Source organism: Hymenobacter sp. PAMC 26628, from assembly GCF_001562275.1.
In the GTDB taxonomy this organism is placed as follows: Bacteria; Bacteroidota; Bacteroidia; order Cytophagales; family Hymenobacteraceae; genus Hymenobacter.
Genome location: NZ_CP014304.1, coordinates 1,906,209 through 1,932,346 on the forward strand (window position 1 = coordinate 1,906,209; position 26,138 = coordinate 1,932,346).

A 26,138-nucleotide genomic window follows, 5' to 3' on the forward strand; every position below is an offset into this window, starting at 1 on the left:
GTTTAATCGCCAGAGTGGCCCGACGACTGAAAAAGTCGCCGGACCACCCCGCCCTTAGTCATCGCAGGAACCAATGAGCCCGGCACAACTTGGTGGCATAGGCCCAGGCTACAGCTTGGCGGCCCGGTAGAGGTTGTCGGCCGATTGCTCAATCTTCGCCCGCAGCGGCGCCGGATAGTTAGGTCTTTCCTGCAAAAAGCTGCGCACCGTGGCGGCGGCCGTGGGGGTGCGGTACCAGCGCAACGTGGCCGCCAGCCAGGTTTGGGGGAAGAAAATATCGCCCGTGCGCTGCAACTCTTCCACTAAAGCCAGGCTTTGCGGGAGGTATTTTTCGGAAGCCGCTACCCGCAGCGGGTGGTGCAGGTAGGCGAGGGCGGAGGCTACCCAGGCTTCTTTCTCCCGGTTTTTGGCGTCGGACAAGCCGGCGAAAAAGGCGTCGCGCACCGCCACATCATTCGATAAAGCGGGCAGCAGGTATTGCAGGCGCTGGCGGCGGTCGGGGTTTTGGATGCGGGCCAGCTGGGTTTGCAAAATCTGCGTGTAGTCGGGGTAGGCGCGCACGGCCAGGGTGGCGGCCAGCTCGGTGTAGTCGTCTTCGGTGAGAACGACGCCGGCGGGCGGCTGCTTGGTTTGCCAGATTTCGTGGAGGCGGTCCTGGGCTTCGCGGCGCAGGGCCAGGCCGGCGTAGGCCTTGAAGAGCAACTTCTTGAGGCTCGGGGGCCCTACTTGCTGCACGGCGGCCCACAGCTCGGGCTCCAGGGTGGCGGTCAATGCTGGGCGCTGGGCGGGCGGGGTGAAGCGCCAGAACAGGCTGGAAACCTGGTCGAGCAGCAGGCCCAGGTTCAGCTCCTCGGGCTCGTGGGCCAGCAGGGGGCGCAGCAGGGCCAGCACCTGCGCCGGGGCCCCGGCCTGGCCCGCTAGTAGGTTCTCGTTCAGGTTGATGTAAGCCGCGGCGCGCATCAGCGGGCTGGCCAGGGCCCCCAGGCGCGGCAGGCCGCGGGCGTCGATGGGGAAGCGCCCGTAGCCCAGGCCCGACGAGTTCAGCAGCACGTACTGCGGGGCGGGGCGGCCCGCGGCGGCGCGCAGGCGCAGGCGGGCCCCGGCCATGTCGGCGGGCAGCTCGTCCACGTGGTCGGCGTACACGAGGGCCACGGCGAAGGCCTGGGGCCAGGTGCGGCGGCTGCCGTCTTCGCCCTTTTGGCGGAGGGTGAGGGACTTGATTTTGCCCCCGGCCGTGCGCAGCTGGTAGTCGAACACGGGCCGGCCGGGCTCGTTCACCCACACCTTGTTCCAGGCCTGGAGGTCGGCGGGGGTGCGGGCGTCGAGGATGGCGATGAGGTCGGGCCAGGTGGCGTTGCCGTAGGCGTAGCGCTTCAGGTATTCGCGCAGGCCGTCGCGGAAGGCCTCGGGGCCCATCAGGTGCTCCAGCTGGCGCATCATGATGGGCGCTTTGTGGTAGATGATGTTGCCGTAGAGCGAGCCCGCGGCTTGCAGGTTGTCAAGGGGTTGGCGGATGGGGTTGGCCCCGGCGGTGCGGTCCACGGCGTAGGCGGCGGGGTAGTGGTCGGTGACGAACTTGAGGTCGAAATCCCCGTCGGGCTGCGTGACGGTGCTGATCTTGTCGGCCATGAAGTTGGCGAACACCTCCTTGGTCCACACGTCGTCGAACCAGCGCATGGTCACCAGGTCGCCGAACCACATGTGGGCCGTTTCGTGGGCCAGCAGGTTGGCGCGGCCGTTGAGCTGCTCGCGGGTGGCCCCGCCGTCCAGAAACAGCGACGCCGCCTTGTAGTCAATCACGCCCGGGTGCTCCATGCCACCGTACTGGAAGTCGGGGATGCCCACAAAGTCGAACTTCTGGAACGGGTACGGCCGCTGCGTGTAATCCTGCAAAAACTTTAGGGCCCCCGCCTGAATAGCGAAGATGGGTCCCAGGCTACGGCCGAGCTTGGCGGTGTCGGTTTCGCGGTAGTAGAAGTGCATCGGCCGCCCGTCGGGCTGCTGCGCCAGGTGCCGGAACTTGCCCGCCGCGAAGGCAAACAGGTAGGTGCTGATGGTGTCGGACGGCGCAAAGCGGTACGTTTTGGTGCCGTCGGCGGCGTCGCGCGTCGAGTCGGCCAGGGGCCCGTTGGCCACGGCTTGCCAGGCGGCGGGCACCGTGAGGGTGAGGGCAAACGTGGCCTTCACGTCGGGCTGGTCGAAGCACGGAAATACGGTGCGGGCGCGGTCGGGCACGAGCAGCGTGTAGGCAAATTCGGGGTTGCGGTTCAGCGAGCGGCTACCGGCCGTGAAGCTGATTGCCACCGCGTTGGGGCCCCGGCGCAGGTAGCGCGGCGCGATGAGCACGTGCTCGCGGCGCTGCACTGCGGGCACCGCTTGGCCGTTCACCGCTAGGCGCTGCACGGCCCCGGCGGGGCCCTTAAAGTCGAGCGCCAGCGAATCGGTGAGCGCCGTGCGCAACTCAAAGCGCACGGTTTCGATGCCCACCACGGGCTGCGTGGGGGCCCCGGGCAGCGTGAAGTGCAGGGTGTAGGCCACGCGGCGAAGGGCTTGCGCCCGCTGCGCCGTCAGCGCCGCCGATACGCCGGTTTGCACGGGCGCGGCCGGCGCGGTGGGGCCCTGGGCCAGGGCCCCCAGGGGCAGCAGAAGGAAAGTGCACGAGCGGAGGAACGTCATGGAGCAAAGCTCGTGATGGAAGGCGCTTTCGTCCTACCGTTCAACCCCCCCCGGCCCCCGCCGCTTAATGCGCGGAATCCGGTGGGGAGGGGCCCGCCCCGCGGGGGTCTCGTGGGGTTCTGCGGTGCGGCGGCCCCGGCCGGCCCCGGGCGTACTTTTGCCCGTATGCCGTCCGTTTCCTCCGCTCGCCAAAAGTCAATTTATTACCTGCGCCAAGCTACCCGGCTGGCCTTGCAAGTGGGGGCGGCGCTGTTTCTGGCATCGGTGGCGTGGGTGCTGGTGTACCGCTGGGTGGCCCCGCCTGCTACCTGGCTCATGCTCGACCGCCGGGCCCACGCGCCGGTGGGCCTGGGCTACTACGGCATCCAGGGGGAGGGCGCGCGCCACATCCGCTACCGCTTCCGCACCCTAGATGAGGTGGCCCCCACGGTGCCCCTGGCCCTGGTAGCGGCGGAGGACCAGCGGTTTCTGATTCATCACGGCTTCGACGTGGACGCCCTGGTGCACGCCGCCAAGCGCAACTGGAACGGCGACGGCAAGCACATCGTGGGCGGCAGCACCATCTCGCAGCAGGTAGCCAAGAACGTGTTTCTCTGGCAGGGCCGCAGCTACGTGCGCAAGGCCGCCGAGGCCTACTTCACGGTGCTCATCGAAACGCTGTGGAGCAAGCGCCGCATCATGGAAATGTACCTGAGCGTAGCCGAAATGGGCGACTGCACCTTCGGCGTGGAAGCCGCCAGCGAGCGGTACTTCCACAAATCGGCCGACCGTCTCACGGCCCCCGAAGCTGCCCTGCTGGCCGGCGTGCTGCCCAACCCGCTCCGCTTCCGCGCCTCCGACCCCGGCCCCGTGGCCCGCGCCAAGCAACTAAGGGTGCTGCGCAACATGCGCCGCCTGGGCGGCACCGCCTACGTAGCGGAGATTACGGGGGAGTGAGGGGAGGAGAATTCGACTGTCTTATTTTTATGCGTCCACTGCTCAATGGATAAAAAATTAATGCGTTTGCAACTGCCAGGTCATTGGGCGATTTGCTATAATTCGTTTGGGGATGAGGAGATGATTGTAGCAGATGGATGGATCGAAAACCAAGAACACTACAAAGAAGATTTGTTGTGGTTGCAATCCATGCGTAGCACGAAAATCCCAGGCATCTCTTATGAACTTGACCCTGCTGGTTGGCTTGCCGATATTGGCTGGTATCCAGATGGTGACCCAAATGGAGCCTTTACCCTCCACATATTTCGTCTCAATCCAACCGAAGAATCGTGGTCCGTAAATCCACCGATGTTTAGTTCGCGAAACCGCTATTATGTGAGGTCTGTTCTAGAATACGTAGTAAATTATATCTGGCATCTTAACAGCGAAATAGATATACCGCGCCAGCAATTAGAGAGATTACAGCTTCTTCATGACCAAGAAAGGTTAGCCGAATTTCTTGGGAGTGTGGGGTATTTATAGTAGTTAGCTATGCCCCCGCCGCCTCGCGAACGCCCCGTCACCAAGGACGGCCTGCACCCGCACAACCGGCACCCGGGGCCCCACAACGTCCCGCAATCAATCAAAAATAGCCGGTATTGGTTACCGCCGGGCAATTAATATTCCCCACAACTTTTCCCTTGGACTCTACCCCTAGCGCCACGCCGCCAATCATCATTGTTGGCGCGGGCCTGGCCGGCCTCACGGCGGCTCGGGCCCTCGCGGCGGCGGGGCAGCCCGTGCGGGTGTTCGAAGCCCGCGACCGGGTGGGCGGCCGCACCCTGGCCGTGCCGGCGCTGCCCGGGGGCCCCGACGACGAGCACCTGGACCTGGGCGCCACCTGGGGCTGGGCGCACCACCCGTACGTGATGTGGCTGCTGGCCGAGCTGGGCACCCGCCCCTTCGTGCAGCCCAGCGCCGGGGCCACGGCCTACAAAACCGCCCAGGGCGTGCACCGAGTACCTAACCCGTCGGGTTCGGCGGGGTACCTGCGCGTGGCGGGCGGGGCGGCTGCGCTTTGCCGCACCCTGGCGCAGCAGCTGCCGGCCGGCTGCCTGCACCTGGGGGCCCGCGTGGCGCAGCTGCGCCAGCTGCCCGGCCCGGATGGGGTGGAGGTGACGGTGGAGCAGGCCGGCCGCACGGAGCAGCACCGGGCCCCGGCCGTGGTGTTGGCGCTGCCGCCGCGCCTGGTGGCCCACAGCATCCAGTTTGCGCCCGCGCTGCCCGCGCCGCTGCACCAGGCGCTACGCGACGTGCCCACCTGGATGAGCCACGCCATGAAAAGCGTGGTGGTGTACGCCGCGCCGTTTTGGCGGGCGCCGGGCTAGTCGGGCTTCGCGGTGAGCCAGGTGGGGCCCCTGGTCGAAATCCACGACGCCTCGCCGGCCACGGGCCCGCTGGGCGCATTATTCGGTTTTTTTGCCGCCGAAGACCCGCTGCGGGCGGCCCCAGCGGCCGCGCGGCAAGCCGCGGTGCTGGCCCAGCTGGCCCGCGTATTCGGCCCCGGGGCCTTAAACCTGCTGGCCTACCACGAGCTGGACTGGACCCAGGAGCCCCTGACCAGCGCGCCCGGCGACGCGCAAGCCCCGCACGAGGTGCCGCTCCGGGGCCCCACGCTGCTGCGCCAGCCGCACTGGGCCGGGGCCCTGCACTGGGCCGGTGCCGAAACATCCCTCAGCGAGTGGGGCCGGCTGGACGGGGCAGTAGAATCGGGCCAGTGGGCCGCGGCGCAGGTGCTGCGGCAGCTGGCCGGGGCGCCCGTTTAGGGCCCCCGACACGGCTGTCGCCGCAGACACGGGGCGTTACGGACGGCCGCTACCGGGGGTAGGCTTGAGGCGGTACTGGCCGGCTTGCGTTGGCCAGCAACGAGCCGACTTTACCGACGTGTTATCAATTACTAATCTTACGCAGTAATGTCAGTTTGTCAAGGCGACACCGGACAAGATTTCGTCCGCTCGGCACGCGGCTACTAGGCGGCTGGCGCGGCTTGGGCTACAGCGAAACCTGCCGGATTTTCACGCTTGGCTGAAATACGTCGAACCGTTCATGGGGGGACGCCAGTACGTCCAGGCAGTGGCGGTGGCGGCGGTTCATGGTGTCGTGTATCGTATATACGCCGTCGAGCGCCGTTGAGAGGCCTGCGACCCGCACCGTGTCGCCGTAGGCAAACGGGCCACCCCAGCGCTCTAGCAAGTCGTGCGAGAGGGCCAGCCAGCGGATGCGGCTGCTGTAGCCCGCCGGAATGGTGGAGTTGTCGGCCGTCACGAACGGCTCATCATCGGTTTGGCCCGGTACGGCCGAGTAGGCCGTGGCCGTTACCGTGTACACGGGCCCGCGGGCGGCCAGGGCCTGAAACCCCGTCGGGCGGGTCCGGCGCGCTGGCCGAACGGCTGCTCGCGGTGCCGAGACGGCTGCGGCGGCAGTGGACCGGCGGGCCGCCAGGGGCCGAAGAAAGGGCGTGCTCAGCCCCGTTACAGTTAGTAAGCCACAGCTTAATAATTTAATAGAATTCACTCAGTAGTGCGTTGGTTGGCCATCTTTTAAGCCCGATGGATCAGGCGAATCCCAATTATAATAATTTGGTAAAGCGGCTAACGGTGAACGTAATACTCTATGTTCAATAAAATAATTAATAATTATAATCGTAATAGTAATAAATGCCTGGGAAGCTTGTGAGCTGCTTTTTTTTCTGTTCTCGGGGCCGTTTTTGTGGGGCTTGCTTGGGGTATGCCCGGGACGGCATATGCGCCCCAGTTGGTCATTGCCTGCCACTCGCCGGGCCCAGTCCGCCAACCGGGACCCGGCGCGGCAACTGGGGCAACGTTAATTTTGCTGTTTGCCCGTGTGGGCAGCCCAGCCCCACCCCATGCCCCCACCGCCGCCCAAACGCTCCACCAGCAAAGACCCGCTGCACCCGCGTAACCGGCACCGGGGCCGCTACGATTTCCCGCAACTGATTAAAAGCAGCCCACTGCTGGCCGCCTTCGTGCGGGCCAATCCGTTTGGCGACCAGTCGGTGGATTTTGCCAACCCCGCCGCGGTGAAGGCGCTGAACCAGGCGCTGCTGCGGCACTTCTACGGCGTGGATTACTGGGATATCCCGGCTGGCTACCTGTGCCCGCCCATCCCCGGCCGGGCCGATTGCGTGCACTACGTAGCCGATTTGCTGGCCGCCAGCAACGGCGGCGTGGTGCCCCGGGGCCCCGGCGTGCGGGTGCTCGACGTGGGCGTGGGGGCCAACTGCATCTACCCCCTCATCGGCCACCACGAGTACGGCTGGCACTTCGTGGGCTCGGACGTGGACGCCGGGGCCCTGCGCGCCGCCCAGCAAATCGTGGCCGCCAACGGGGCCCTGGCGGGGGCCATCGAACTCCGGCGGCAACCCAACGCCCGCCGCGTGTTCGACGGCATCATCCGGCCCGGCGAGTTTTTCGACGCCACGCTGTGCAACCCGCCGTTCCACGCCTCGGCGGCCGAAGCGGCGGCCGGCACCCAGCGCAAAACCGCCAACCTGGGCACCGCCCGGGGCCCCCGGCCAGTCCTGAACTTCGGAGGCCAAAATGCTGAGCTGTGGGCCCCGGGCGGCGAGGCGGCCTTCGTGCGCCGCCTGGTGCTGGAAAGCCAGCAGCGCCCCACCGCCTGCTGCTGGTACACCACGCTGGTGTCGAAAAAGGAAACCTTGCCCGGCCTGCACCGCGCCCTGCACCAGGCCGGGGCGCTGGAAGTGCAAACCATTGACATGGCCCAGGGCCAGAAAAAAAGCCGCCTCGTGGCCTGGACGTTTCTCACCCCCGCCCAGCAGGCCGCCTGGCGGCAAGCCCGGTGGGGCCCCGCGGGCGGGTAGGGGCACGGGCCGGCGGCGTTCGAGGGTAGTATTATTCGTGTAATATTTTCATATTGCATAATCAATATAAAACTTACTTCTCTTTCTCCCATGTCCACCACCGCCACCAGCGTCCGCGACGAGATTCAGCGGGCCAACGCCACTTTCGAAACCTGTTTTGCCCAGGGCGACGCGGCCGCCATTACCGGCCTTTACACCCCCACGGGGGCCCTGCTCCCCACGGGAATGGAGCCCATCCACGGCGCGGCGGGCATCGAGGCCTTCTGGCAGGGCGTGATGGGAATGGGCGTTAAGCGGGTGAAGCTGGCCACGCGCGACGTGGAGGAACTGGCCAATACGGCCATCGAGCTGGGCACCTACACCCTGTTCGGGGCCAACGAACAACGGCTGGACCAGGGCAAATACCTCGTGGTGTGGAAGGAAGAGCTGGGCCAGTGGAAGCTGCACCAGGACATTTGGAACACCAGCCTGCCCGCCGCGGTGCAATAGCCGCCCGGGCCCCCCGCCGCGCGGCCACCGCCGCGGGCCGGGCAGGGTCGGAAACGGGCGCCGTACTTTCGCCCCACTTCCCGCTTCCCCGATATGTCCCGCAAGCTTTGGGCGCTGCTGGTGGCCCTTGCGCTGCTGCTGGCGCTGGCCACCTACGTGTATTACCGCCGCACCGTGGCCGCTGAGCCGGTGGACGCCTACGCCCTGGTGCCCGACGACGCGGTGCTCGTGCTCACCACCCGCGACCACCCCGCCCTGGTGCGCCACTTGCAGGAGATTCAGCTCTGGGACAACCTCACAGCTGTGCGCTACGTGCAGCAGGCCACCGACCACTTGGCCGTGGCCGACAGCCTGGCCGGCGGCAGCGGCCGCAGCGGCAGCCTGGTGGCCTTGCTGGGCCGCAAGCAGGTTGTGACCTCGGTGCACGTGACGGGCCCCGGCGCGTTCGATGTGCTGTACCAGGTGCCGCTGGCCTCGATGCGCGAGTACCGGCAGGTGCGGGGCCTGCTCGAAACCCTGGGCCGCGACCGCCGCTACCGCTTCAGCCAGCGCCTGCTCGACGGCCAGGAACTGAGCGTGCTGACGGAGGTGCGCACCGAAACCAGCCTGACGGTATTCAACTACCGCAACCACCTTATCCTGAGTACTAATCGGGTTTTGGTGGAAGCCGTGGTGCAGCGCCTGCGCCACCCCGGGGCCCCCACCGTGCTGGCCCGCTTCGCCGATACCGACGTGCTGCGCCTGCCCGAAATCGATGCGGCGCTGTGGCTGAACTTCCGGCGCCTGCCGCAGCTGCTCGACGTGCTGTTCCGACCCGCCGCCCACGCCCGCTTCGATCCCCTCGCCACCCTGGCTGCCGACGGTTTGCTGGGCCTGCGGCTAACGGGCGCCGTGGCCGAGCTGGCCGGCTTTGCCAACCCCGAAACCGCTCGCGGGGCCCTGCAAGCGCAGGTGCGCGGGCAGGCGGCCCAGCCCTTCGGGCTGGCCGGCGTGCTGCCCACCCGCACGGCGCTGGTGGTGCAGCTGGCCGTGCGTCCGCTGGCCCCGGTGGGCCCAGCCGGGGCCGATTCGGTAAGCCTGCGCGTGGCGCTGGACAGCCTGGCGGCCACCTTCGGGCCCGAAATGGCGGTGGCCTACCTGGCCGCGGCGTCGCCCGGCGTCGCCCCCGGGCGGCTGGCTTACCTGCGCTGCCCGGCCCCGGCGCGCACCGCCCGCTGGCTGGGCGAGGTACGCCGCCGCACGGGCCAGCCGCCGGCCTTCACGCGGGTAGGGGGCTACGAAATTCACCCGCTGGGCGTGGCCATCGGCCAGCTGCTGCGGCCCCTTCTGGCCCCCGCCGCTCCTGGCGAGGCCGTGCCCGCGCCCGCCGGGGCCCTGGTGAACGGTTACCTCGTGCTGGCCGACGCCGCCACCCTCGGCGGGGCCCTGGCCGACGTGGGGGCCGGCGCTACCTGGGCGCGCACGCCGGCGTATGCCGCGTTTTTGGCCCGTACGCTGCCCCGCGCCCGGCTGGGCATCTACCTCGACACGCGCAACGCCTGGAATGGCCTGCTCGGGGCCCTCACCGAGGAGCGCCGCGCCGGGCTGCTGCGCAACGAGGCCCTGTTCAAGCGTTTTCCGCAGCTGGCCTGGCAGCTTATGCCGGCCCCCGACGAGGCGGCGCCGGGCGCGCAGTACTTCAGCCGGCTGCTGCTGCACCGGCCCAGTGCGGGCGTGGGGGCCGCGCTGGCCGGGGCGGGCGAGGGGCGCGGGCTGGCGTTCCGGGCGCCGCTGGTGGGCACGCCGCTGCTGGTGGCCGCCGCCGGTACGCGCGTGCCCGCGGCCTTGGTGCAAGACTCGGCCGGCGTGGCCTACTTCGTGAGCCCCGACAACGGCGTGGTGTGGGCCGACTCGCTGGGGGCGCCCCTGGTGGGGGCGGGGCCCCTGGCGGCCGGGCCGGGCACGGCCGGGGGCCTGGCGCTGGCCGCCGGCCACCGCCTGCACCGCTTGGCCCCGGCCGACGGCCGCGAGGCTCCGCCCTTTCCCCTGAACCTGCCCGATACCGTGCGCGCCACTGCTTTGCAAACCAATGCCCCAGCCGGGGCTGCGCCGCGCCTGTTGGTGGCGGCCGGCGCGCAGGCCCTGTTCCTGCTCGATGCCAAGGGGCGCGAATACCCCGGCTGGGCCCCTAAAGTGCTCGATTTCCCGCTGGCCGGGGCTGCTGCCCTCCTGAGCGTGGGCGGGCGCGACGTGGTGGTGTGCCCGCTGCAAAACGGCTACGTGTACGCCTACGACCAGCGCGGCGGCTTGCTGCCGGGCTTCCCGCTGAGCGTGGGGGCCCGGCTGGCGGGCGGGGTGGCGGTGCAGGCCGCTACCACGCTGGGCCGCACCCGCCTCACCGTCGTCAATCAGCACGGTGAGCTGGTCACTTTCACGCTGGTGGGCGACGTGCTGGGCCGCCGCCGGGTGGCCACCTGGAGCCGCACGGCCACCTTCCGGCTGGTGCCCGCCACCGGCGGTGGGGCTAGCTACGGCGTGGCGCGCGACGAAGAAGGCGGCCGCTACGATTTCTACCTGCCCCCGCGGGCCGCGCCCGTGGTCTCGCGCCGCTTCGTCACGTCGGATCCCAAGCCCACGCAATTCTTCGACTTTGGGGCTGGGGGCCGCGTGGTGGCCGTGGGCGAGCCGGGCCCCGGCCTAGCCTACGTGTTTGATGCCCAGGGCCGGCTGCTAAGCGGCCAGCCACTGGCCAGCACCGGCGCCGGCGTGGGCCTGGCCTACCACGCCCCCACGGGCACCTACCAGCTGGTGCGCTTGGTGGGCCGCGAGCTGCGCCGCACCGAGCTGCGCCCCTAGCGCCCGCCGCCGGCCCCACCCGTAGCCCTGCTGCGTTGCCGAGGAAGGGGTTCTGCGGGCCGGTGCGCGGGCAGCGCGCCTGCCGCGGCGTAATATTGAGCTTTTTATTACCCGCGATTATGGATACGCTGCCCGTTACTAATTCGTCTGATTCCACGCCGCACGCCCCGGTGCGCGTAGTGCTGCTGGGGGCCGAAAGTACCGGCAAAACTACTCTGTGCCAGGCCTTGGCCGCAGCTTACAGCACCGCGTGGGTGCCCGAGTACGGCCGCCAGCTCACCGAGGAAAAAATGGGGGCCCTCACCTTCGCTGACCACCTGCACATCGCCCAGCGCCACCGCGAGCTAGAGGACGAGTTGGCCGCCCAAGCGCGCCAGTTTTTGTTCGTCGACACCAACGCCATTACCACTGCCCTCTACTCTTATTACTATTACCAGCGCTGCGACCCGGCCCTGCTCCAGCTGGCCCGCGACTGCCGCACGCGCTACGCCCACACCGTGGTGTGCCAGCCGTCCATTCCATTTGAGGCCGACGGTTGGCGGGGCCCCGAGGCGCTGCGCAACGTGCAGCAGGGCACCACGCTGATGCAGCTCGACTTGCTGGGCATCCCCTACACCTGCGTCGACGGCTCGGTGGACGAGCGGGTGCGCCAGGTGCGTGCCCTGCTAGGCTGATTGCGCGGGGCCCTGGGGCGGTTTGGAGCGGCCCGGGCGGGGTGCGAGCAATCATTTTGCGCGGAAATGGGTTATGTGTAACAACCGCTGTTACTATCCATTCTGCCATCCCATGTCAACCAACGCTGCTTCCCCCGTCGCTTTTTCGGTGCTCGATTTGGCCCCCATCGTGGCCGGCTCCACGCCCGCCGATACCTTTCGCCACAGCCTGGATCTGGCCCAGCAGGTGGAGAAACAAGGTTATACCCGTTACTGGTTCTCCGAGCACCACAACATGGCCAGCGTGGCCAGCTCAGCCCCGGTGGTGCTAATGGGCTACGTTGCGGGCGGCACCAGCACGCTGCGCGTGGGCTCGGGCGGCATCATGCTGCCCAACCACGCCCCGCTGGTGGTGGCCGAGCAGCTGGGCACGCTGGCCACGCTCTACCCCGGCCGCATCGACCTGGGCCTGGGCCGGGCCCCAGGCTCCGACCAGGCCACGGCGCAGGCCATCCGGGGCGGCCGTTTCGGCGGGGTGCAGGATTTTCCGCGCGACGTGCAGCAGCTGCAAACCTATTTTTCGGCCGCCAACAGCACCGCCGCGGTGCGGGCCATTCCCGGCGAGGGGCTCGACGTGCCGATTTACATCCTGGGCTCCAGCACCGACAGCGCCTACCTGGCGGCGGCTCTGGGCCTGCCCTACGCCTTCGCCAGCCACTTCGCGCCGGCCCAGCTCATGGCCGCCCTGGACATTTACCGCCAAAACTTTCGGCCCTCGGCGGCCCTGGACCAGCCCTACGCCATTGCCTGCGTAAACGTGGTGGCCGCCGACACGGACGCCGAGGCGCAGTGGCTGTCCACCTCGTTGCAGCAGTTCATGCTGGGCGTCATCTCGGGCCGCCCCGCCCCGCTGGCCCCGCCCATCGAGTCGATGGCCCCGCTCTGGGGCCCCGCGCAGCAGCACGCCGTACAGCAGATGCTGGCCTACTCCTTCATCGGCGGCCCGGCCACGCTGCAAGCCGATTTGCAGGACTTTATCGACCAAACGCAGGTCAATGAAATCATGGCCGTTTCCAATATTTTCAGCCACGAAGCCCGCGTCCATTCCTACGAAATCCTGGCCGGGGCCCTGCGCAGTGTCACCCAGCGCGAGGCGGAGGGCCAGCTGGCTTTCAAGGGCTAAGGAGTTGTTTGAATTAAAAGCAGGCGGTGCTTTTGTACGAGGTGGTCCGGCGACTTTTTCAGTCGTCGGGCCACTCTGCTCATTAAATAGGGGCCCCGGGCAGCAGTAAGAGTGGCCCGACGCCTGAAAAAGTCGCCGGACCACCCCCGTTCTGCATGGCCGTTTTGCGTTTTCCCCGGGGCCCTAATCGTTGCTCGACAGCCAGCCTTTGCGCCAGAAATAATACAGCTGACCGGCCACGATGCCGGCCAGGATGGCCAGCAGCACGGGGTAGCCCCAGGGCTGGTACAGCTCGGGCATGTTCAGGGGCAGGAGGTGGCCGTGGCCGTCGTCGCGCTGGAAGTTCATGCCGTAGAGGCCCACCACGAAGCTCAGCGGGATGAAGATGGAGCTGATGATGGTCAGCACCTTCATCACCTCGTTCATGCGGTTGCTCTGGTCGGAGAGGTACAAGTCGGCCAGGCTGCTGATGTTGTCGCGGTAGCTCTCGGCCAGGTCCAGGGCCTGGATGGCATGGTCGTAGCAGTCGCGGTAATAGGTTTTGATATCCTCGGGCACCACCTCGTCGGGCATGCGCAGGATTTCCGCAATCTTGTCGCGCTCAGGGTACACCAGGCGGCGGAAGCGCACCACGCTTTTCTTCACTTGCAGGATGCGGTTGAGCAGCCGCCGCTCGCGCCGGGCCACGAAAATGCTGTCCTCCAGCTCCTCGATGTAGTCGCCAATGGCCGCCATCGTGGGGTAGTAATGGTCGAGCACTACGTCGGTGAGGGCATAGGCCAGGTAGGCGATGGGGTGGCGGCGCAGCTGGCTGCTGGGGCCCCGCAGGCGGTTGCGCAGCACCTCCAGGCAGTCTTCGTAGTCGTCCTGAAACGTGAGCACGTAGTTGGGCCCCGTGAAGATGGAGAGCTGGTCGTCGTCGATTTCCAGGTCGGTGGTGAACTCCGTCATGCGCGAAACCAGGAACAGGCGGTTGTCGTCGAACACCTCCACCTTGGCCCGCTGGTAGTCGTTGAGCACGTCCTCCATTTGCAGCGGGTGCAGGTTGAAGTTCTCCATAAGTCGCTCCAGTAGCGGCAGGTCGCCGTAGCCGCGCACGTCGATCCAGTACTTGCGCTCGGGGCCCGTGCGCAAGGTTTCGAGCAGCTCGTCGTAACGGTCGGTGTATTCAGCCTCGTCGCAGCTGGCCTCGTCGTAAGCCATCAGAAACAGGCGCGGCTTGGGGGCCCCGGGGCGCACGGTGAGGGTGCCCGGCCGCTGGCCCACGTGCTGGGCGCGGGTTTCGCGGAGGGCGGCGCGGTCGGCGTCGGTGGCGGATACGTCGGGGAAGGCCATGCGGAGCGGGCGGGAAGGAAATTCGGAGCAAAATACGCCAGTGGGGCCCCGGGGTTGGGGTGGGGCCCTGGCAGGTCCGTACTTTGCCAGGCTTTTTCTGCGCACCGTGTCCGTTTTCGAGCCTCATTCCATTCCTGAAGCCGGGGCCCCACCGCTATGGGCCCCGGGCCCCGCGTCCGGGGCCGCCGCCCCGCGCCACCCGTTGGCGTTCGAGCCGCTGCTGTTTTTGCAGCCTGCGCACCAGGCTTTGCAGCCCCCGGCGGGCCCTGTGCGCAGTTTTTACCTGGAAGACGGCGGCCAGACCGTGGCCCAGCTGCACGCCGTGGCCGACCCCGCCACTGGCCGCGCCCGCAGCCCCGGACAGGCCCCGTTCGGCGGGGCGCAACTGGCCCAGGGCCTAGGCGTGGCGGCCGTGCACGTGCTGTTCGAGGCAGCCGAAGCGGCGCTGCGTGGCTTGGGGCAGCGGCAGTTGGCGGTGCGCGGCTACCCGTTTTGCTACGACCCCGCCGGGGCCGCTGCCCTGGCCGATGCCCTGTGCCAGCGCGGCTACCGCGTGGCCCTGGCCGAGCAGAACTACCACCTCGACCTGGCCCGCAACTACGCCGCCGGCCTGCACCCTTCCGAGCGCCGCCGCCTGCACAAGTGCAACCGCCACGGCTTGGTGGTGGAGCAGGAGCACCGCTGGTTTTTGCCGCGCGCCCACGCCTTCCTTAGCGCGTGTCGGCAGGAGCGGGGGCAGGCCCCGCCGCTGCCCCTGGCGCGGCTGGAGGCCCTGTTCGAGGCGTTCCCCAACGATTATTTTTTATTTTCGGTGCGGGCGCCGAGCGGCGAGTGGGCGGCCCTCACCATTGCCGTGCGCGTGAGTGGCCGGGTGCTCTACAACTTCTACCCCGCCAGCCCTTTAAGCCAGAACGCCCTGAGCCCGGTGGTGCTCCTCAACGAGGGACTGCACGCCTTCGGGCGGGCCAGCGGCATGGCCGTGCTCGACCTGGGCACCTCCACGCTGCCCGAGGGGCCCAATGTTTCACTGCTGCGCTTCAAGCGCCACCTGGGGGCCACCGCTGGCCTGCGCCTAAGCTGGGAAAAAGACTTATGACCGCGCACCGCGCACCGCCCATCGCGGGGTTTAAAACCGAGTGTCTCCGGCTTTCGATAACTGTTCCCTGGCAACTGCTCAAGCTGTTCAGGAAGTCGTCTACAATGCTTGAGAACGTCGTGCTGAACGTAGTGTAGCATCGCTACCGCTTCTCCAAAGCTGTTCAACGAAGCGGTAGAGATGCTTCGACAGACGGACGCCAGATGAGCATGACGCTCAATAGATTTTTTGAGTGGTGCAGAGTGTGAATATCCGATAAACAACAACTAACGCATCAATTTAATGATCCCGCCCGCTCCATCGGCCCGCGCCGTACCCGTGTGGCGCAGCTTTGTGCAGGGCGCGCTGGGTACCGGCGTGGGCCTGGCGGCGCGGGCGGCGGGCGCCATTGCCGTGGGCAAGCTGGTGGCCACCCACGCCCCGGCGGGGGGGCTTACGCTGCTGGCGCAGGTGCAGGGCGTGATGGCCCTACTCACCACGCTGCCCATCGACGGCACCCACGTGGGCCTGGTGAAGTACTTGGCCCCGCTGCGGCCCGGCAGCCGCCGCTACCGGGCGTGGCTGGGGGCGGCGGGGGCCCTCAACGTAGCCGCGCTGGCGCTGGGCGCGGCGGTGCTGTTCCTGTGGCCGGAGTTGGCGGCCAGCCCGGGGCAGCGGGCCACATTGGTGGCCGGCGTGGCCCTGAACACGGCGCAGGCCTTGCTGGGCACGGCCCTGCTGGCCGCCGGCCGGCTGCGGGCCTACGTGGGGCTGGCCGTGGCCACGGCCGCGCTGGGCACTGCGGGCGTGGCCGCCGGCCTGGGGCCCGGGCGCAGCTGGCCGCTGCCCACCGTGCTGCTGGCCTACGCCGTGGGCCAGGGCTTGGCCGTAGTGCCCGCTTTAATAATGGCCGGCCGGGCCGGCGTGCTACGGGGCCTGGGCCGGTGGGTGACCCCCAGCCGGGCGGCGCTGCGGGGCCTGGCGCAGTTTGGGCTGATGGCCGTGGGCAACGTCGTGTTCGGGCGGGCCGTGGACGTGGCCGTGCGGGCCGCGCTGCTGGCCCGCTTTGGCCCGGCCCGTACCGACGTGTGGCAGGCCGCCGCCAAGCTCTCCGACAACTACACCATGGTAGTGGCCGCCGTGCTCAGCAGCGTGTTTTACCCGCAGCTGGCGGCGCTGGCGGGGCGGCCCGCTGCGGGCCGGGCCTACTTGCGCGGGGTGCTGGGGGTGCTGGCCCCGGCGCTAGCCGTGGCGCTGGGGGCCGTGTTTCTGGCCCGCGACTGGCTACTGCCGCTGTTTTTTGCGCCGCGTCTGCTGGCAGCGCGGGCCCTGCTGGCACCCCAAATGCTGGGCGACTGGGCCAAGTTTCTGAGCTGGGTGTTCATTTTTCAACTCACGGCCCGGGCCCGCACCGGGCGCTACGTGGCCGTGCAGGCGGCCTCCGCGGTGCTCTACGCCGGGCTGTTGGCGGGGCTGGTGCCGGCCCTGGGCCTGGCGGGTGCGGTGTGGGCCCACGCCCTGCGCTACGGGGCCCTGCTGCTGGGGTGCGGGTTTTTCTGGCTGCGCAGCGGGCGCGACGAGCTGGGCCAAGGGTAGCGCCGCGCGTATTTTTGGGCTAAATTTCTCGCTTACTTAGGCCCGTTGCCCACTCCTCACTCCTTACTTACGGTTCCCCACTATCCGCTCCCCGCGGCGGTCCCACCGGGTCCTGTGGTAACGGTGGTGGCCCTGTGCCACAACCACGCGCCCTTCCTGCGCGAAGCCCTGGATTCGGTGCTGGCCCAAACTTACCCGCACCTGGAGGTGTGGCTCGTGGACGACGCCAGCACCGACGCGAGCCCGGCCATCTTGCGCGAGTACGCTGCCGCGCACCCGGCCTGGCACCTGTTGCTGCTGCCCGAAAACGTGGGCAACTGCCGCGCCTTTAACCAGGCGTTTCGGCAAAGCACGGGCGAGTTTGTGGTCGACTTTGCCACCGACGACGTGCTGCTTCCCGACCGCCTGGCCCGGCAAGTGGCGCAGTTTGGGGCCCTGGACATGAATTACGGTATGGTCTATTCCAATGCCGAACTCATTGACGAACAGAGTAATTCGCTGGGCCGGCACTATTACCCCGGGGCCCCGGCGCACCTGCGGCCGGTCAGCGGCTGGGTATTGGCCGATGTGCTGGCCCGCTTCTTCATCAGCACGCCCACCATGCTCATGCGGCGCGCCTGCCTGGCCGCGCTGGGGGGTTATGATGAGGCGCTGGCGTACGAGGACTTCGACTTCTGGGTGCGCGCCGCCCGCGACTGGCAGTTCGACTACCTCGACGCCGTGACGACCCGCAAGCGCAGGCACCCACGCGCCATGTCGGCCCGCGCCTACCGCGCCGATGACCCGTACCTAACCTCCACCATCCGCGTCTGCGAAAAGGCCCTGGCCCTGGTGCGCACCCCAGCCGAGCGCGCCGCCCTGGCCGTGCGCCTGCGCTGGGAACTGCGCCACGCCGCCCGCCGCCGCCGCGCTGCCGAGGTGGGGGCCCTGTTTGCGCTGCTGCGCCAAGTGGCCCGTCCCGCGCCCTTCGACTGGGCCCTGGCCGCCTGGGGCCGGGTGCTGGGCGCCGCCCGGCGGGGGTAGTGGGGCGGCGGGCGTAGTTTTGGCGGCTTCCCCCTTCGCCGTGATACACGCCACCCGCTTTGCCGTTTTTGCCCGTGCTGGGTTGCTGCCCGGGGCCCTGGTGCTGGGCACGGTGGCGGGCCTGGGCAGCTACTGCGAGGCCAACGACGAAACCGTGCTGGCTTGGCTGTTTGCGGGCGTGCTGGCGCCGGGCCCGGTGCCCTCGCTGCCGCTGTACCTGCACGGCTATGGGCACGTGCTGGCGGCGGCCTACGGGGCCCTGCCCGGGGTGCCGTGGCTGGGGCTGCTGCTGAGCGCGCTACTTGGTACTGCTACAGGGCTGTGGTTTGCGGTGCTGGATGAGCTGCTGCGGCCGCACTTGCGGCCGGGGCCCCTGGCGCTGACGCTGGTGGCGTTTTTCGGCGGGGCGTGGCTCGAGCACTGGCTATGGTTCAGCCACGCGCGGGTGCCGCTGCTGCTGGCGGGCGCAGCCGTGCTGTACGCTGCCCAGCGGCCGGGGCGCTGGGGGCCGCTGCTGCTGGGCCTGCTCAGCCTAGGGGCTGCCTGGCTGGTGCGCCCCGGCCTGGCCGTGGTGGGGGCCGCCGCCGCTGTGCCGGCCGCCGTGCTGCTGGCCGGCGGCTGGCGCCGCGCCGCGCCGGTGCTGGCGGGCGCGGCGCTGCTGCTGGCCGGAGCCACCGGCGCGGCCGCCCTGGGGCAAACGCCCGCCGAAGGCCAAACCCAGACCCGCGACGCCTTTTTTGCCCGCGTGCTCGACTTTGAGCAACTGCGCCCGCAGCCCCGCACCCCGGCCGATGGCCTGGGCACCGCCGCCGTGAACCTGTGGCTGCTGGGCGACTCGACGGCCGTGAACGAGGCCCTGGCCCGCCGCGCCTACCGCTTCGACGCGCGGGAATTCTTCGGCCGCACGGTGCCCGCCAAGCTGGGGCTGCGGGCCGGGCTATTGGTGCGCGACTACTTCCCGGTGCTGCTGGCGCTGGGGGCCCTGGCCGGGGGCGTGGCTCGCCGCCGGGGCCCCCAGCGCCCGGCGTGGGGCTTTTGGCTGGTCCAGGTGGGCTTTGCCGGGGCCCTGGTGGTGCTGGCGGGCGGGTTCAAGCTGCCGCCCCGCCTCGCGCTGCCGCTGCTTGACTTTTGGCTGCTGGCCAACTTGGCATTTTGGCTGGAGGCGCCCGGCGCGGGCCGGGTGGGAGCGGGGCCCCTGGTGCTTCCCCCAGCGGTGCGGCGGTGGGGCGCGCTGGCGGCGCTGGCCGTGGGGGCCCTGTACGCGGCCAAAACTGGGCACCGCCGCCTGGTGCTGGGGCAGGAGTGCGCCCGCCACGAGCGTGCGCTGGCCGAGCTGGCTGGCCTTACCGCGGGCCGTGTGCGCGTGCTGGCCGGCGCCACCGATTTGCTCAAAAGCCTTTCGCCGTTCCGCGCGTATTCGTTGGGGCCCGGGCCGGTGCTCAGCCTCAGCGGTTGGGCGGCGCACGATGCCTCGCAGCGGGCCCTGTGCCGCGCCCTCACCGGGGCCCCCGGGCAGGCCGAAGCCTTGCGGCGGCTGGCCTGGGCCCCCGCTGGCCAGGTGGCCTGGGTGCTGGCCGCGCCCGAAGCGGCCTGGCTGAACGCGGCGGCCCGGCGCGGCCCGCCCGGCCAGTGGTGGGCCCTGCGCCGGGGCCCTGCGCTGGCCGCCGATTCCAGCTTGCGCTTTTACTATCCCGGGGCCCTGGGCAAACCTTTGGTCCCGCCCGCATCCGCGCCATCGGCTGCGCCGTAGAACATAATTTTGTACCCCGCCCCGTAGCCCGGTAGTGGACCTTTGCGGTCCCGAAAACGGTTACTTCATTACTATTACACGTTTTCGCCTTCCCACCCATGCTCAGCACCACGATGATTTCGCGCGGCGAGGTCTTGCAACACCTCGAAGGCTTCCTGAAGGAAAACATCTACAGTTTTCTCAAAAAAGTGGAGGATAGTTGGCAACCAGCCGACTATTTACCCGATTCGCGCCGCGAAACGTTTTTTGACGAAGTAAAAGACCTGCGCGAAAAGGCCAGTAGCCTCAGCTACGACTTGCTGGCCGTGCTCATCGGCGACACCATCACCGAGGAGGCCTTGCCCAACTACGAGGCTTGGTTCCACGAGCTCGACGACCTGAACCGCGACGACAACAACGGCTGGGCCCAGTGGATCCGGGGCTGGACGGCTGAGGAAAACCGCCACGGCGACTTGCTCAACCGCTACCTCTACCTCTCGGGCCGCGTGAACATGCGCGAATTTGAGATGAGCACCCAGTACCTCATCAACGACGGCTTCGACCTGGGCACCGCCCACGACCCGTACCGCGCCTTCGTGTACACGAGCTATCAGGAAATGGCCACCAACATCTCGCACCGTCGCGTGGGCCAGCTCGCCCGCACCGCCGGCGATGACGGCCTGTCCAAAATCTGCGGCATGATTGCTGGCGATGAAAACCGCCATGCCCGCGCCTATAAGACCTTCGTGGAGAAGATTTTTGAGGTGGACCCCTCGGAAATGATGCTGGCCTTCGAGGACATGATGCGCAAGAAAATTGTGATGCCCGCCCACTACATGCGCGAGCTGGGCATCGACATGGGCAAAACCTACGGCCACTTCACCGACGCCGCTCAGCGCCTGGGTGTGTACACCAGCGCTGACTACACCGACATCCTCGATACGCTGATTGCCGACTGGAAAATCGCCAACATTACCGGCTTGAATGGCGCCGCTGAGAAGGCCCGCGACTACGTGATGGCCCTACCTGCCCGCCTGCGCCGCGTGAGCGACCGCATGCCCGTGCCCAAGCTGGAATACAAGTTTAAGTGGATCAGCTAAGGGCCAAAGCTTTCCTGATGCACTCGCTGCGCAAAAGCCGGCCGGAACTATGTTCCGGCCGGCTTTTTAAGTTAATTTGCAGCGTAATGCTATATTTTGTTTTGCAGGATTGAATATCTTGTACGAGATTTGGCATTCTCTTAATTCCCTTATTTTTATAGACATGGATATTCAGCGCGTCGGCGACATCTCGCATCAGGAATTTATGCGTGATTTTTACAATCCCGGCATTCCAGTGATTTTTACGCAGGCTTCCAAGGTGTGGGAGGCCAACGGCCTCTTTACCCCGGCTTGGTTTGTCGAGCATTATGGCGACCGCACTGCCGAAGTGAAGGGCCGCGAATACACCATGCGCGAGATCATAAGCCTGCTCGAAAACAGCACCGAAGCCAACCCCGCTCCGTACCCTTGCATTTTTGACATCCCGAGGTCGCTGCCTGAGATTTTGACGCTTCTGCAGCCGCTTGATTTGCATTACGCCAAGCCCAACTGGCTTAAGAACAAGCTATTCGAGATTGGCAGGTGGGGCGGTGCTACCGAGTTGTTCATTGGCGGTCCGGGCGGCAAATTTCCCTATCTGCACCTCGATTACTATCACCTCAACGCCTGGATTACCCAACTCTACGGTGAGAAGCGCTTCACCGTATTCCCGCGCGGACAGGAACATTTGCTGTATCCAAAGCCCGACGACTCATGGAAGTCGGAGCTGAATATTTTCGAGCCCGACTTCGAAAAATTTCCCCTTTATCGCGACGCGACGCCTATTCATTTCACCGTTGGGCCGGGCGAAACCTTGTTTATTCCCTTCGGTACCTGGCACACGGCGTACTCGCTTACGCAGACCATTTCGGTGGCATTTGACCAGTTGAACAGCAAAAACTGCAAGCCTTTCATGCGCGATGTGTGGGATTTTAAAAAGCGGCAGAGTACACTTAAGGCCGTAGCCATGTATAGCTACGCCTGGCTAGCCAGCCAGGTCTGCAAAATTGGTGAAAAGGCAGCGGCCTGATTATAGACGCAGCTAGGACCGGGGGCGATGCAGTGCGCCAAGTAGCTGCGTACCCAAAGCCCGGGGGCCCCTAAGCCCAACGGCTGCCTCCTCCCGCTGCTTAACAACGGGCAGGCCTGCATTTGCGCCCCGGCGTGCACTTTGCCCACATGGTAGCCCAGCGTACTTCATTTCGAGTACCTGCGCGCGCTGGCCGCCGGCCAACAGCAAGTGCCCGTGGCCCAAACCTTCGCGTTTGCTAACTTCAAAAAAGCCTTCGAGTAAATCGAAACCGAGCCACCACTGGCAAGGTATTCATCGTCCGTAGGGCGCTAGCCGCACATAATAAGGCCCGCCGTGCATCTCAGCACGGCGGTCCTTTTTGCGTTCAACGCTTTGCGATTAACTGATTTTCACGCCTTTCCAAAAGGCCACGTAGCCTTTGATGTTTTGGGCGGCCTCGCTGGTTTCGGGGTAGTACCAAGCGGCGTCTTTGTTAAGCTCGCCGTTTACGCGCAGCGAGTAGTAGCTGGCGCGGCCTTTCCAGGGGCAGGAGGTGTGGGCGATGCTGTCCTCAAAATATTCCTTTTTGAGGCTATCGGCGGGGAAGTAGTGGTTGTTTTCAACCACAACGGTGGCGTCGCTCTCGGCCACGACGGTGTTGTTCCAAACGGCTTTCATGGGGTGGCAGGGGTAGGGTGGGGTCATACAGGTACAGCAAATGAACATTGCCGCCGCGGGCGTTGTTTTCGCGGCCTATTCCTTTCCTCTCGAAATTATGGCCACTGGCTTCCGCTTCCGCGATTTTGTGCCCGACGAGCAGCCCGAAAAAGGCTTTGAGTCGCTCTTTAAGCTGTTTATGCAGCTGGTTACCATCACTTCCGGCGACGTGGGCGAGTCCCTGTCCTGGCTCAACGAACTTGATAAGCAATACGGCCTGACCGACGATGGCTACGGCATGGGCAACTTCATCGACGACCTGAAGAAGAAGGGCTACATCGACGAAGACGAGCAGAAAAAAGGCGAATTCCACATCACTGCCAAGTCGGAGCAGCAGCTGCGGAAGTCGGCGCTGGAGGAAATCTTCGGCAAGCTCAAGAAAAGCAGCACCGGTAACCACCGCACGCCCCAAACCGGGCAGGGCGACGAGCAGAGCACCGACCTGCGCGAGTTCCGCTTCGGCGATTCGCTGGAGCAGATTCAGATGACCGAGTCGATCCGCAACGCCCAGCTCAACCACGGTGTAGACGATGGTTTTATGCTGACCGAGGGCGACTTGGAAGTGCGCGAAAACGAGCACAAGAGCCAGACCAGCACGGTGCTGATGATTGACATCTCGCACTCGATGATTCTGTACGGCGAAGACCGCATCACGCCCGCCAAGAAGGTGGCCATGGCCCTGGCCGAGCTCGTGAAGCAGAAGTACCCCAAGGACACGCTCGACGTGATTGTGTTCGGCAACGATGCCTGGCAGATTGAGGTGAAGGACCTGCCCTACCTGCAAGTGGGGCCCTACCACACCAACACCGTGGCCGGCCTGGAGCTGGCCATGGACCTGCTGCGCAAGCGCAAAACGCCGAACAAGCAGATTTTCATGATCACCGACGGCAAGCCTACCTGCTTGAAAGAGGGCAACAGCTACTACAAAAACAGCTTCGGCCTTGACCGCAAGGTGGTGAACAAAACGCTGAACATTGCCGCCGCCGCCCGCCGCGTGAAAATCCCTATCACCACGTTCATGATTACTTCCGACCCTTACCTCCAGCAGTTTGTGGAGGAATTCACGGAGGTGAACCAGGGCAAGGCCTACTACTCGGGCCTGAAAGGCCTGGGTCACCTGGTGTTCGAAGACTACAAAAAGAACCGCCGCAAGACCTTGTAGCGGAGAGTTGCAGTTAGTTTACTTCGATGCTAAAACGCCATCCTCTGGGGTGGCGTTTTTTATTTTGGGCACGGTTTGCAGGTAGGCGTACAGGGCGTGCACTTCGGCGTCGGTCAGCTGCGAATATTTGGGCATGGGAGCCCCCAGCGGGCCGTTGGGGCCCCGGCCAAACCGCAGCGCCTGGCCGAGTTGGGCCTCGCTCCAGTCGCCAATGCCGGTGCCGGGGTCGCCGGTGATGTTGCGGCTGACTACTTCGTGGCCCTGTGCGTTCAGCAGCTTATTGCCCCCGCCCAGGTACCCGTCCGACTTTTCGGGCGCCAGGGCATTGTTGGTTTTGAAGTCTTTGGAATGGCACTCGAAGCACTGGTAGCGGCCCACCAACAGGTAGCGGCCAAAGGCCACGGCATCGGTGAGGGTAGGGGCCCCCACGGGCCCGGTGGGCAGGAGTACGGGCTTCATCACGGTGTTGCTGAGGGCCTTGAGCAGCAGCGAAGGTTCCTGCGGGTGCGAAGCCGTAGGACCGGGCTGTGCCATGGCATTGTCGGCGTGCAGAAACGCTACCACGCTGGCCACGTCCTCGTCCGACATGTGCACGAACTTGGGCGTGATGACCCGGTAGCGGCCGTCGCGCCCAATGCCGGTGCGCAGCAGGCCCACCAGTTCGGCATCGGTCCAAGTGCCGATGCCGTGCACGTTATCCTGGGTGATGTTGGAGGCGTACACGGCCCCGAAGTCGGGCGTGACGTCGCGCAGCTGGTGGCCCGACAGGGCCCCCGTTTCGCGGTTGAGGTGGCAATCGGCGCAGGCGGCCAGCACCAGCTTTTCGCCCTGGGCCAGGCGTTCGGGCGTGGCCAGTACCTGGGCCAGGGCCGGCTTGGGGGGCGCGTAGCTCGGGATGCCGCGCGCAGCAACAAACGCCACGAAACCAACATTTGCCACCACAGCCAAACCCAGTAGCAGACCAATCATGCGCAGAACTGTTTTCATAGGAAGTGAATTCGTAAAATCTTAATATGTAAATAATTAAATAAAAATTTAGATAAAAATACTGAATTACAAAACCCATACCTCTACCTGATTTGCGGAAATGGCCCGCCCGCCGGACGGGTTGCGGGGCCCCCGGGCCAACTTGAGGGCGCGGCTGAACCTCCGCCCGGCTTTCCCGGTTGACACATGCGGGAAGCCTGTTTCCCCTTTCTCGTTCCTATGCAACACGACCAGCTTCCAACCAACCACTCGCAACACATCACCACCCTGGGCCAGCTGAAAAAGTCTGGCTACAAATCCCGCTCGGTGAAAACCGAGCTGCGGGAGAACCTGATTCGGAAGCTCCGCCTTAAGGAGGACGTCTTTCCTGGCATTTTTGGCTACGACGAAACCGTGATTCCCGAGTTGCAGCGCGCCATCCTGGCCGGGCACCACATTAACCTGCTGGGCCTGCGCGGCCAGGCCAAAACCCGCATTGCGCGTTTGCTCATCAACTTGCTCGACGAGTACATGCCCGTGGTGGAAGGCTCGGAGCTAAACGACGACCCGCTGCAGCCGCTGTCGGTGTTCGCCAAAAAGCTGATTGAGGAGCACGGCGACAACACGCCCGTGGCCTGGGTGCACCGCGACGAGCGCTACACCGAGAAGCTGGCCACGCCCGACGTGACCGTGGCCGACCTCATCGGCGACGCCGACCCCATCAAGGCCGCCACGCTGAAGCTGCCGTACTCCGACGAGCGGGTGATTCACTTCGGCCTGATTCCCCGGGCCCACCGCGGCATTTTCGTGATTAACGAGCTGCCCGACTTGCAGGCCCGCATCCAGGTATCGCTGTTCAACATTTTGCAGGAAGGCGACATCCAGATTCGCGGCTTCAAGGTGCGCCTGCCGCTGGACATCCAGTTCGTGTTTACGGCCAACCCCGAGGACTACACCAACCGCGGCAGCATCGTGACGCCGCTCAAGGACCGGATTGACGCCCAGATCATCACGCACTACCCCAAATCCATCGAAATCGGTAAGCGCATCACCAAGCAGGAAGCTCGCATCAAGGAGGACCAAAAAGGCATGGTGACGACCAACGAAATCACCCACGACTTAGTAGAGCAAGTGGCCGTTGAGGCCCGCGGCTCCGAGTTCGTGGATGCCAAATCGGGCGTATCGGCTCGCCTCACCATTTCGGCCTTCGAGCAGGTGGTGGCTGGCGCCGAGCGCCGGGCCCTCATCAACGGCGAGAAGACTACCTATGTGCGCGTGGGCGACTTCATCTCAGCTGTGCCCGCCATCACGGGCAAGGTGGAGCTGGTGTACGAGGGCGAGCAGGAGGGCGCGGGCATCGTGGCCGAGAAGCTCATGGGCAAGGCCATTCGCACCCTGTTCCTGAACTACTTCCCCGACCCCGATAAGTCGAAGAAGCTCAAAAACCGCGTTTCGCCCTACAAAACGGTGCAGGAGTGGTTCGGCAGCGGCAATACGCTGGACCTGCTGCACGACGCCTCCGACGCCGACTACCACGCCGCGCTGGACAAAGTGCCCGGCCTGCGCGACATCGTGAAGGAGCTGCACCCCAACGAGGACGCCAACACGACCTACTTTCTGATGGAGTTCCTGCTGCACGGCCTCAGCGAGCACAGTCTCATTTCGCGCAACCGCCTCACCGCCGGGGCCCAGTTCAAGGACCTGCTCTCGTCGATGTTCACCATGCCCAAGTTTGACGAGGGCGACGACGAGGACGAGGAAGAAGAAAAGCCCCGCCGCCGCCGCTAGA

General features: G+C 66.2%; 20 protein-coding genes and 1 pseudogene. 16 read left to right on the forward strand and 5 right to left on the reverse strand.

Annotated elements, in window-relative coordinates:
• Window positions 1–108: 108 nt before the first annotated feature.
• Window positions 109–2,676 (reverse strand): M1 family metallopeptidase, encoded by a 2,568-nt coding sequence (locus AXW84_RS08405; RefSeq protein WP_068231327.1) that lies wholly within the window; start codon window positions 2,674–2,676, stop codon window positions 109–111.
• 165 nt (window positions 2,677–2,841) lie between these two features.
• Here AXW84_RS08405 and mtgA point away from each other — a divergent pair, with 165 nt between their 5' ends.
• The 3 genes and pseudogenes from mtgA (at window position 2,842) to AXW84_RS25800 (ending at window position 5,417) form a co-directional block, all read left to right on the forward strand.
• Window positions 2,842–3,612, forward strand: coding sequence for a monofunctional biosynthetic peptidoglycan transglycosylase (gene mtgA / locus AXW84_RS08410; protein ID WP_068231330.1), 771 nt, complete (start codon window positions 2,842–2,844; stop codon window positions 3,610–3,612).
• Window positions 3,613–3,657: 45 nt separating this feature from the next.
• Window positions 3,658–4,134: a hypothetical protein gene (locus AXW84_RS24680; RefSeq protein ID WP_157886894.1), complete on the forward strand. Its 477-nt coding sequence runs from the start codon at window positions 3,658–3,660 to the stop codon at window positions 4,132–4,134.
• 158 nt (window positions 4,135–4,292) lie between these two features.
• Window positions 4,293–5,417: pseudogene (locus AXW84_RS25800) on the forward strand (flavin monoamine oxidase family protein).
• Window positions 5,418–5,643: 226 nt separating this feature from the next.
• Here AXW84_RS25800 and AXW84_RS08425 read toward each other — a convergent pair.
• A complete protein-coding gene (locus AXW84_RS08425; RefSeq protein WP_068231339.1) occupies window positions 5,644–5,979 on the reverse strand; it encodes a hypothetical protein in 336 nt (111 codons plus the stop codon).
• Between the two features lie 538 nt (window positions 5,980–6,517).
• On the opposite strand from AXW84_RS08425, the gene rlmF reads away from it, so the two are divergent.
• The 5 genes from rlmF (at window position 6,518) to AXW84_RS08450 (ending at window position 12,655) form a co-directional block, all read left to right on the forward strand.
• On the forward strand, window positions 6,518–7,495 hold the full coding sequence (gene rlmF, locus AXW84_RS08430) for a 23S rRNA (adenine(1618)-N(6))-methyltransferase RlmF (RefSeq protein WP_068239086.1): 978 nt from the start codon (window positions 6,518–6,520) through the stop codon (window positions 7,493–7,495).
• A 90-nt stretch (window positions 7,496–7,585) separates the two neighbouring features.
• The gene (locus AXW84_RS08435; protein ID WP_068231342.1) at window positions 7,586–7,984 is read left to right on the forward strand and encodes a YybH family protein; all 399 of its coding nucleotides are present in this window, start codon (window positions 7,586–7,588) and stop codon (window positions 7,982–7,984) included.
• A 93-nt stretch (window positions 7,985–8,077) separates the two neighbouring features.
• On the forward strand, window positions 8,078–10,819 hold the full coding sequence (locus AXW84_RS08440) for a hypothetical protein (protein WP_068231345.1): 2,742 nt from the start codon (window positions 8,078–8,080) through the stop codon (window positions 10,817–10,819).
• 119 nt (window positions 10,820–10,938) lie between these two features.
• A complete protein-coding gene (locus AXW84_RS08445) occupies window positions 10,939–11,493 on the forward strand; it encodes an AAA family ATPase (protein ID WP_068231348.1) in 555 nt (184 codons plus the stop codon).
• Window positions 11,494–11,605: 112 nt separating this feature from the next.
• Window positions 11,606–12,655 (forward strand): LLM class flavin-dependent oxidoreductase, encoded by a 1,050-nt coding sequence (locus tag AXW84_RS08450; RefSeq protein WP_068231351.1) that lies wholly within the window; start codon window positions 11,606–11,608, stop codon window positions 12,653–12,655.
• Between the two features lie 183 nt (window positions 12,656–12,838).
• On the opposite strand, the gene corA is transcribed toward AXW84_RS08450, so the two are convergent.
• Window positions 12,839–13,990: a magnesium/cobalt transporter CorA gene (gene corA / locus AXW84_RS08455; protein WP_082773779.1), complete on the reverse strand. Its 1,152-nt coding sequence runs from the start codon at window positions 13,988–13,990 to the stop codon at window positions 12,839–12,841.
• Window positions 13,991–14,096: 106 nt separating this feature from the next.
• Here corA and AXW84_RS08460 point away from each other — a divergent pair, with 106 nt between their 5' ends.
• From AXW84_RS08460 to AXW84_RS08485, 6 genes are all read left to right on the forward strand, one after another.
• On the forward strand, window positions 14,097–15,086 hold the full coding sequence (locus AXW84_RS08460; RefSeq protein ID WP_068231355.1) for a GNAT family N-acetyltransferase: 990 nt from the start codon (window positions 14,097–14,099) through the stop codon (window positions 15,084–15,086).
• A 282-nt stretch (window positions 15,087–15,368) separates the two neighbouring features.
• Window positions 15,369–16,661 (forward strand): hypothetical protein, encoded by a 1,293-nt coding sequence (locus AXW84_RS08465; protein ID WP_068231357.1) that lies wholly within the window; start codon window positions 15,369–15,371, stop codon window positions 16,659–16,661.
• Window positions 16,662–16,706: 45 nt separating this feature from the next.
• Window positions 16,707–17,684: a glycosyltransferase family 2 protein gene (locus tag AXW84_RS08470; protein ID WP_082773780.1), complete on the forward strand. Its 978-nt coding sequence runs from the start codon at window positions 16,707–16,709 to the stop codon at window positions 17,682–17,684.
• 40 nt (window positions 17,685–17,724) lie between these two features.
• Window positions 17,725–19,434 carry a hypothetical protein gene (locus tag AXW84_RS08475; RefSeq protein WP_068231363.1) on the forward strand — a complete coding sequence of 570 codons (1,710 nt, stop codon included), beginning with the start codon at window positions 17,725–17,727 and terminating at the stop codon, window positions 19,432–19,434.
• Window positions 19,435–19,532: 98 nt separating this feature from the next.
• Window positions 19,533–20,513 carry an acyl-ACP desaturase gene (locus AXW84_RS08480; protein ID WP_068231366.1) on the forward strand — a complete coding sequence of 327 codons (981 nt, stop codon included), beginning with the start codon at window positions 19,533–19,535 and terminating at the stop codon, window positions 20,511–20,513.
• A 163-nt stretch (window positions 20,514–20,676) separates the two neighbouring features.
• Window positions 20,677–21,522 (forward strand): cupin-like domain-containing protein, encoded by an 846-nt coding sequence (locus tag AXW84_RS08485; RefSeq protein WP_068231369.1) that lies wholly within the window; start codon window positions 20,677–20,679, stop codon window positions 21,520–21,522.
• Between the two features lie 381 nt (window positions 21,523–21,903).
• Here AXW84_RS08485 and AXW84_RS08490 read toward each other — a convergent pair whose 3' ends face one another.
• Entirely contained in the window at window positions 21,904–22,182 is a 279-nt protein-coding gene (locus AXW84_RS08490; protein ID WP_068239097.1) for a DUF427 domain-containing protein, read from the reverse strand.
• A 97-nt stretch (window positions 22,183–22,279) separates the two neighbouring features.
• Between AXW84_RS08490 and AXW84_RS08495 the strand changes: the two genes are divergently transcribed.
• Window positions 22,280–23,383 (forward strand): vWA domain-containing protein, encoded by a 1,104-nt coding sequence (locus AXW84_RS08495; protein ID WP_068231372.1) that lies wholly within the window; start codon window positions 22,280–22,282, stop codon window positions 23,381–23,383.
• Between the two features lie 18 nt (window positions 23,384–23,401).
• Here the strand turns inward: AXW84_RS08495 and AXW84_RS08500 are convergent, their stop codons facing one another.
• Window positions 23,402–24,370 carry a c-type cytochrome gene (locus AXW84_RS08500; protein ID WP_068231375.1) on the reverse strand — a complete coding sequence of 323 codons (969 nt, stop codon included), beginning with the start codon at window positions 24,368–24,370 and terminating at the stop codon, window positions 23,402–23,404.
• A gap of 219 nt (window positions 24,371–24,589) precedes the next feature.
• On the opposite strand from AXW84_RS08500, the gene AXW84_RS08505 reads away from it, so the two are divergent.
• Window positions 24,590–26,137, forward strand: a complete 1,548-nt coding sequence (locus tag AXW84_RS08505) for a sigma 54-interacting transcriptional regulator (protein ID WP_068231379.1) — start codon at window positions 24,590–24,592, stop codon at window positions 26,135–26,137.
• Window position 26,138 lies beyond the last annotated feature (1 nt).

Excerpts from the sequence above, each read along its gene's own strand:
- AXW84_RS08405 (WP_068231327.1), bottom strand. The coding sequence starts at position 2,676 with ATGACGTTCCTCCGCTCGTGCACTTTCCTTCTGCTGCCCCTGGGGGCC.
- AXW84_RS08490 (WP_068239097.1), bottom strand. The coding sequence starts at position 22,182 with ATGAAAGCCGTTTGGAACAACACCGTCGTGGCCGAGAGCGACGCCACC.
- AXW84_RS08505 (WP_068231379.1), top strand. The coding sequence starts at position 24,590 with ATGCAACACGACCAGCTTCCAACCAACCACTCGCAACACATCACCACC.
- mtgA (WP_068231330.1), top strand. The coding sequence starts at position 2,842 with ATGCCGTCCGTTTCCTCCGCTCGCCAAAAGTCAATTTATTACCTGCGC.
- AXW84_RS08485 (WP_068231369.1), top strand. The coding sequence starts at position 20,677 with ATGGATATTCAGCGCGTCGGCGACATCTCGCATCAGGAATTTATGCGT.
- corA (WP_082773779.1), bottom strand. The coding sequence starts at position 13,990 with ATGGCCTTCCCCGACGTATCCGCCACCGACGCCGACCGCGCCGCCCTC.
- AXW84_RS08495 (WP_068231372.1), top strand. The coding sequence starts at position 22,280 with ATGGCCACTGGCTTCCGCTTCCGCGATTTTGTGCCCGACGAGCAGCCC.
- AXW84_RS08480 (WP_068231366.1), top strand. The coding sequence starts at position 19,533 with ATGCTCAGCACCACGATGATTTCGCGCGGCGAGGTCTTGCAACACCTC.
- AXW84_RS08465 (WP_068231357.1), top strand. The coding sequence starts at position 15,369 with ATGATCCCGCCCGCTCCATCGGCCCGCGCCGTACCCGTGTGGCGCAGC.
- AXW84_RS08440 (WP_068231345.1), top strand. The coding sequence starts at position 8,078 with ATGTCCCGCAAGCTTTGGGCGCTGCTGGTGGCCCTTGCGCTGCTGCTG.
- rlmF (WP_068239086.1), top strand. The coding sequence starts at position 6,518 with ATGCCCCCACCGCCGCCCAAACGCTCCACCAGCAAAGACCCGCTGCAC.
- AXW84_RS24680 (WP_157886894.1), top strand. The coding sequence starts at position 3,658 with ATGGATAAAAAATTAATGCGTTTGCAACTGCCAGGTCATTGGGCGATT.
- AXW84_RS08500 (WP_068231375.1), bottom strand. The coding sequence starts at position 24,370 with ATGAAAACAGTTCTGCGCATGATTGGTCTGCTACTGGGTTTGGCTGTG.
- AXW84_RS08450 (WP_068231351.1), top strand. The coding sequence starts at position 11,606 with ATGTCAACCAACGCTGCTTCCCCCGTCGCTTTTTCGGTGCTCGATTTG.
- AXW84_RS08435 (WP_068231342.1), top strand. The coding sequence starts at position 7,586 with ATGTCCACCACCGCCACCAGCGTCCGCGACGAGATTCAGCGGGCCAAC.
- AXW84_RS08445 (WP_068231348.1), top strand. The coding sequence starts at position 10,939 with ATGGATACGCTGCCCGTTACTAATTCGTCTGATTCCACGCCGCACGCC.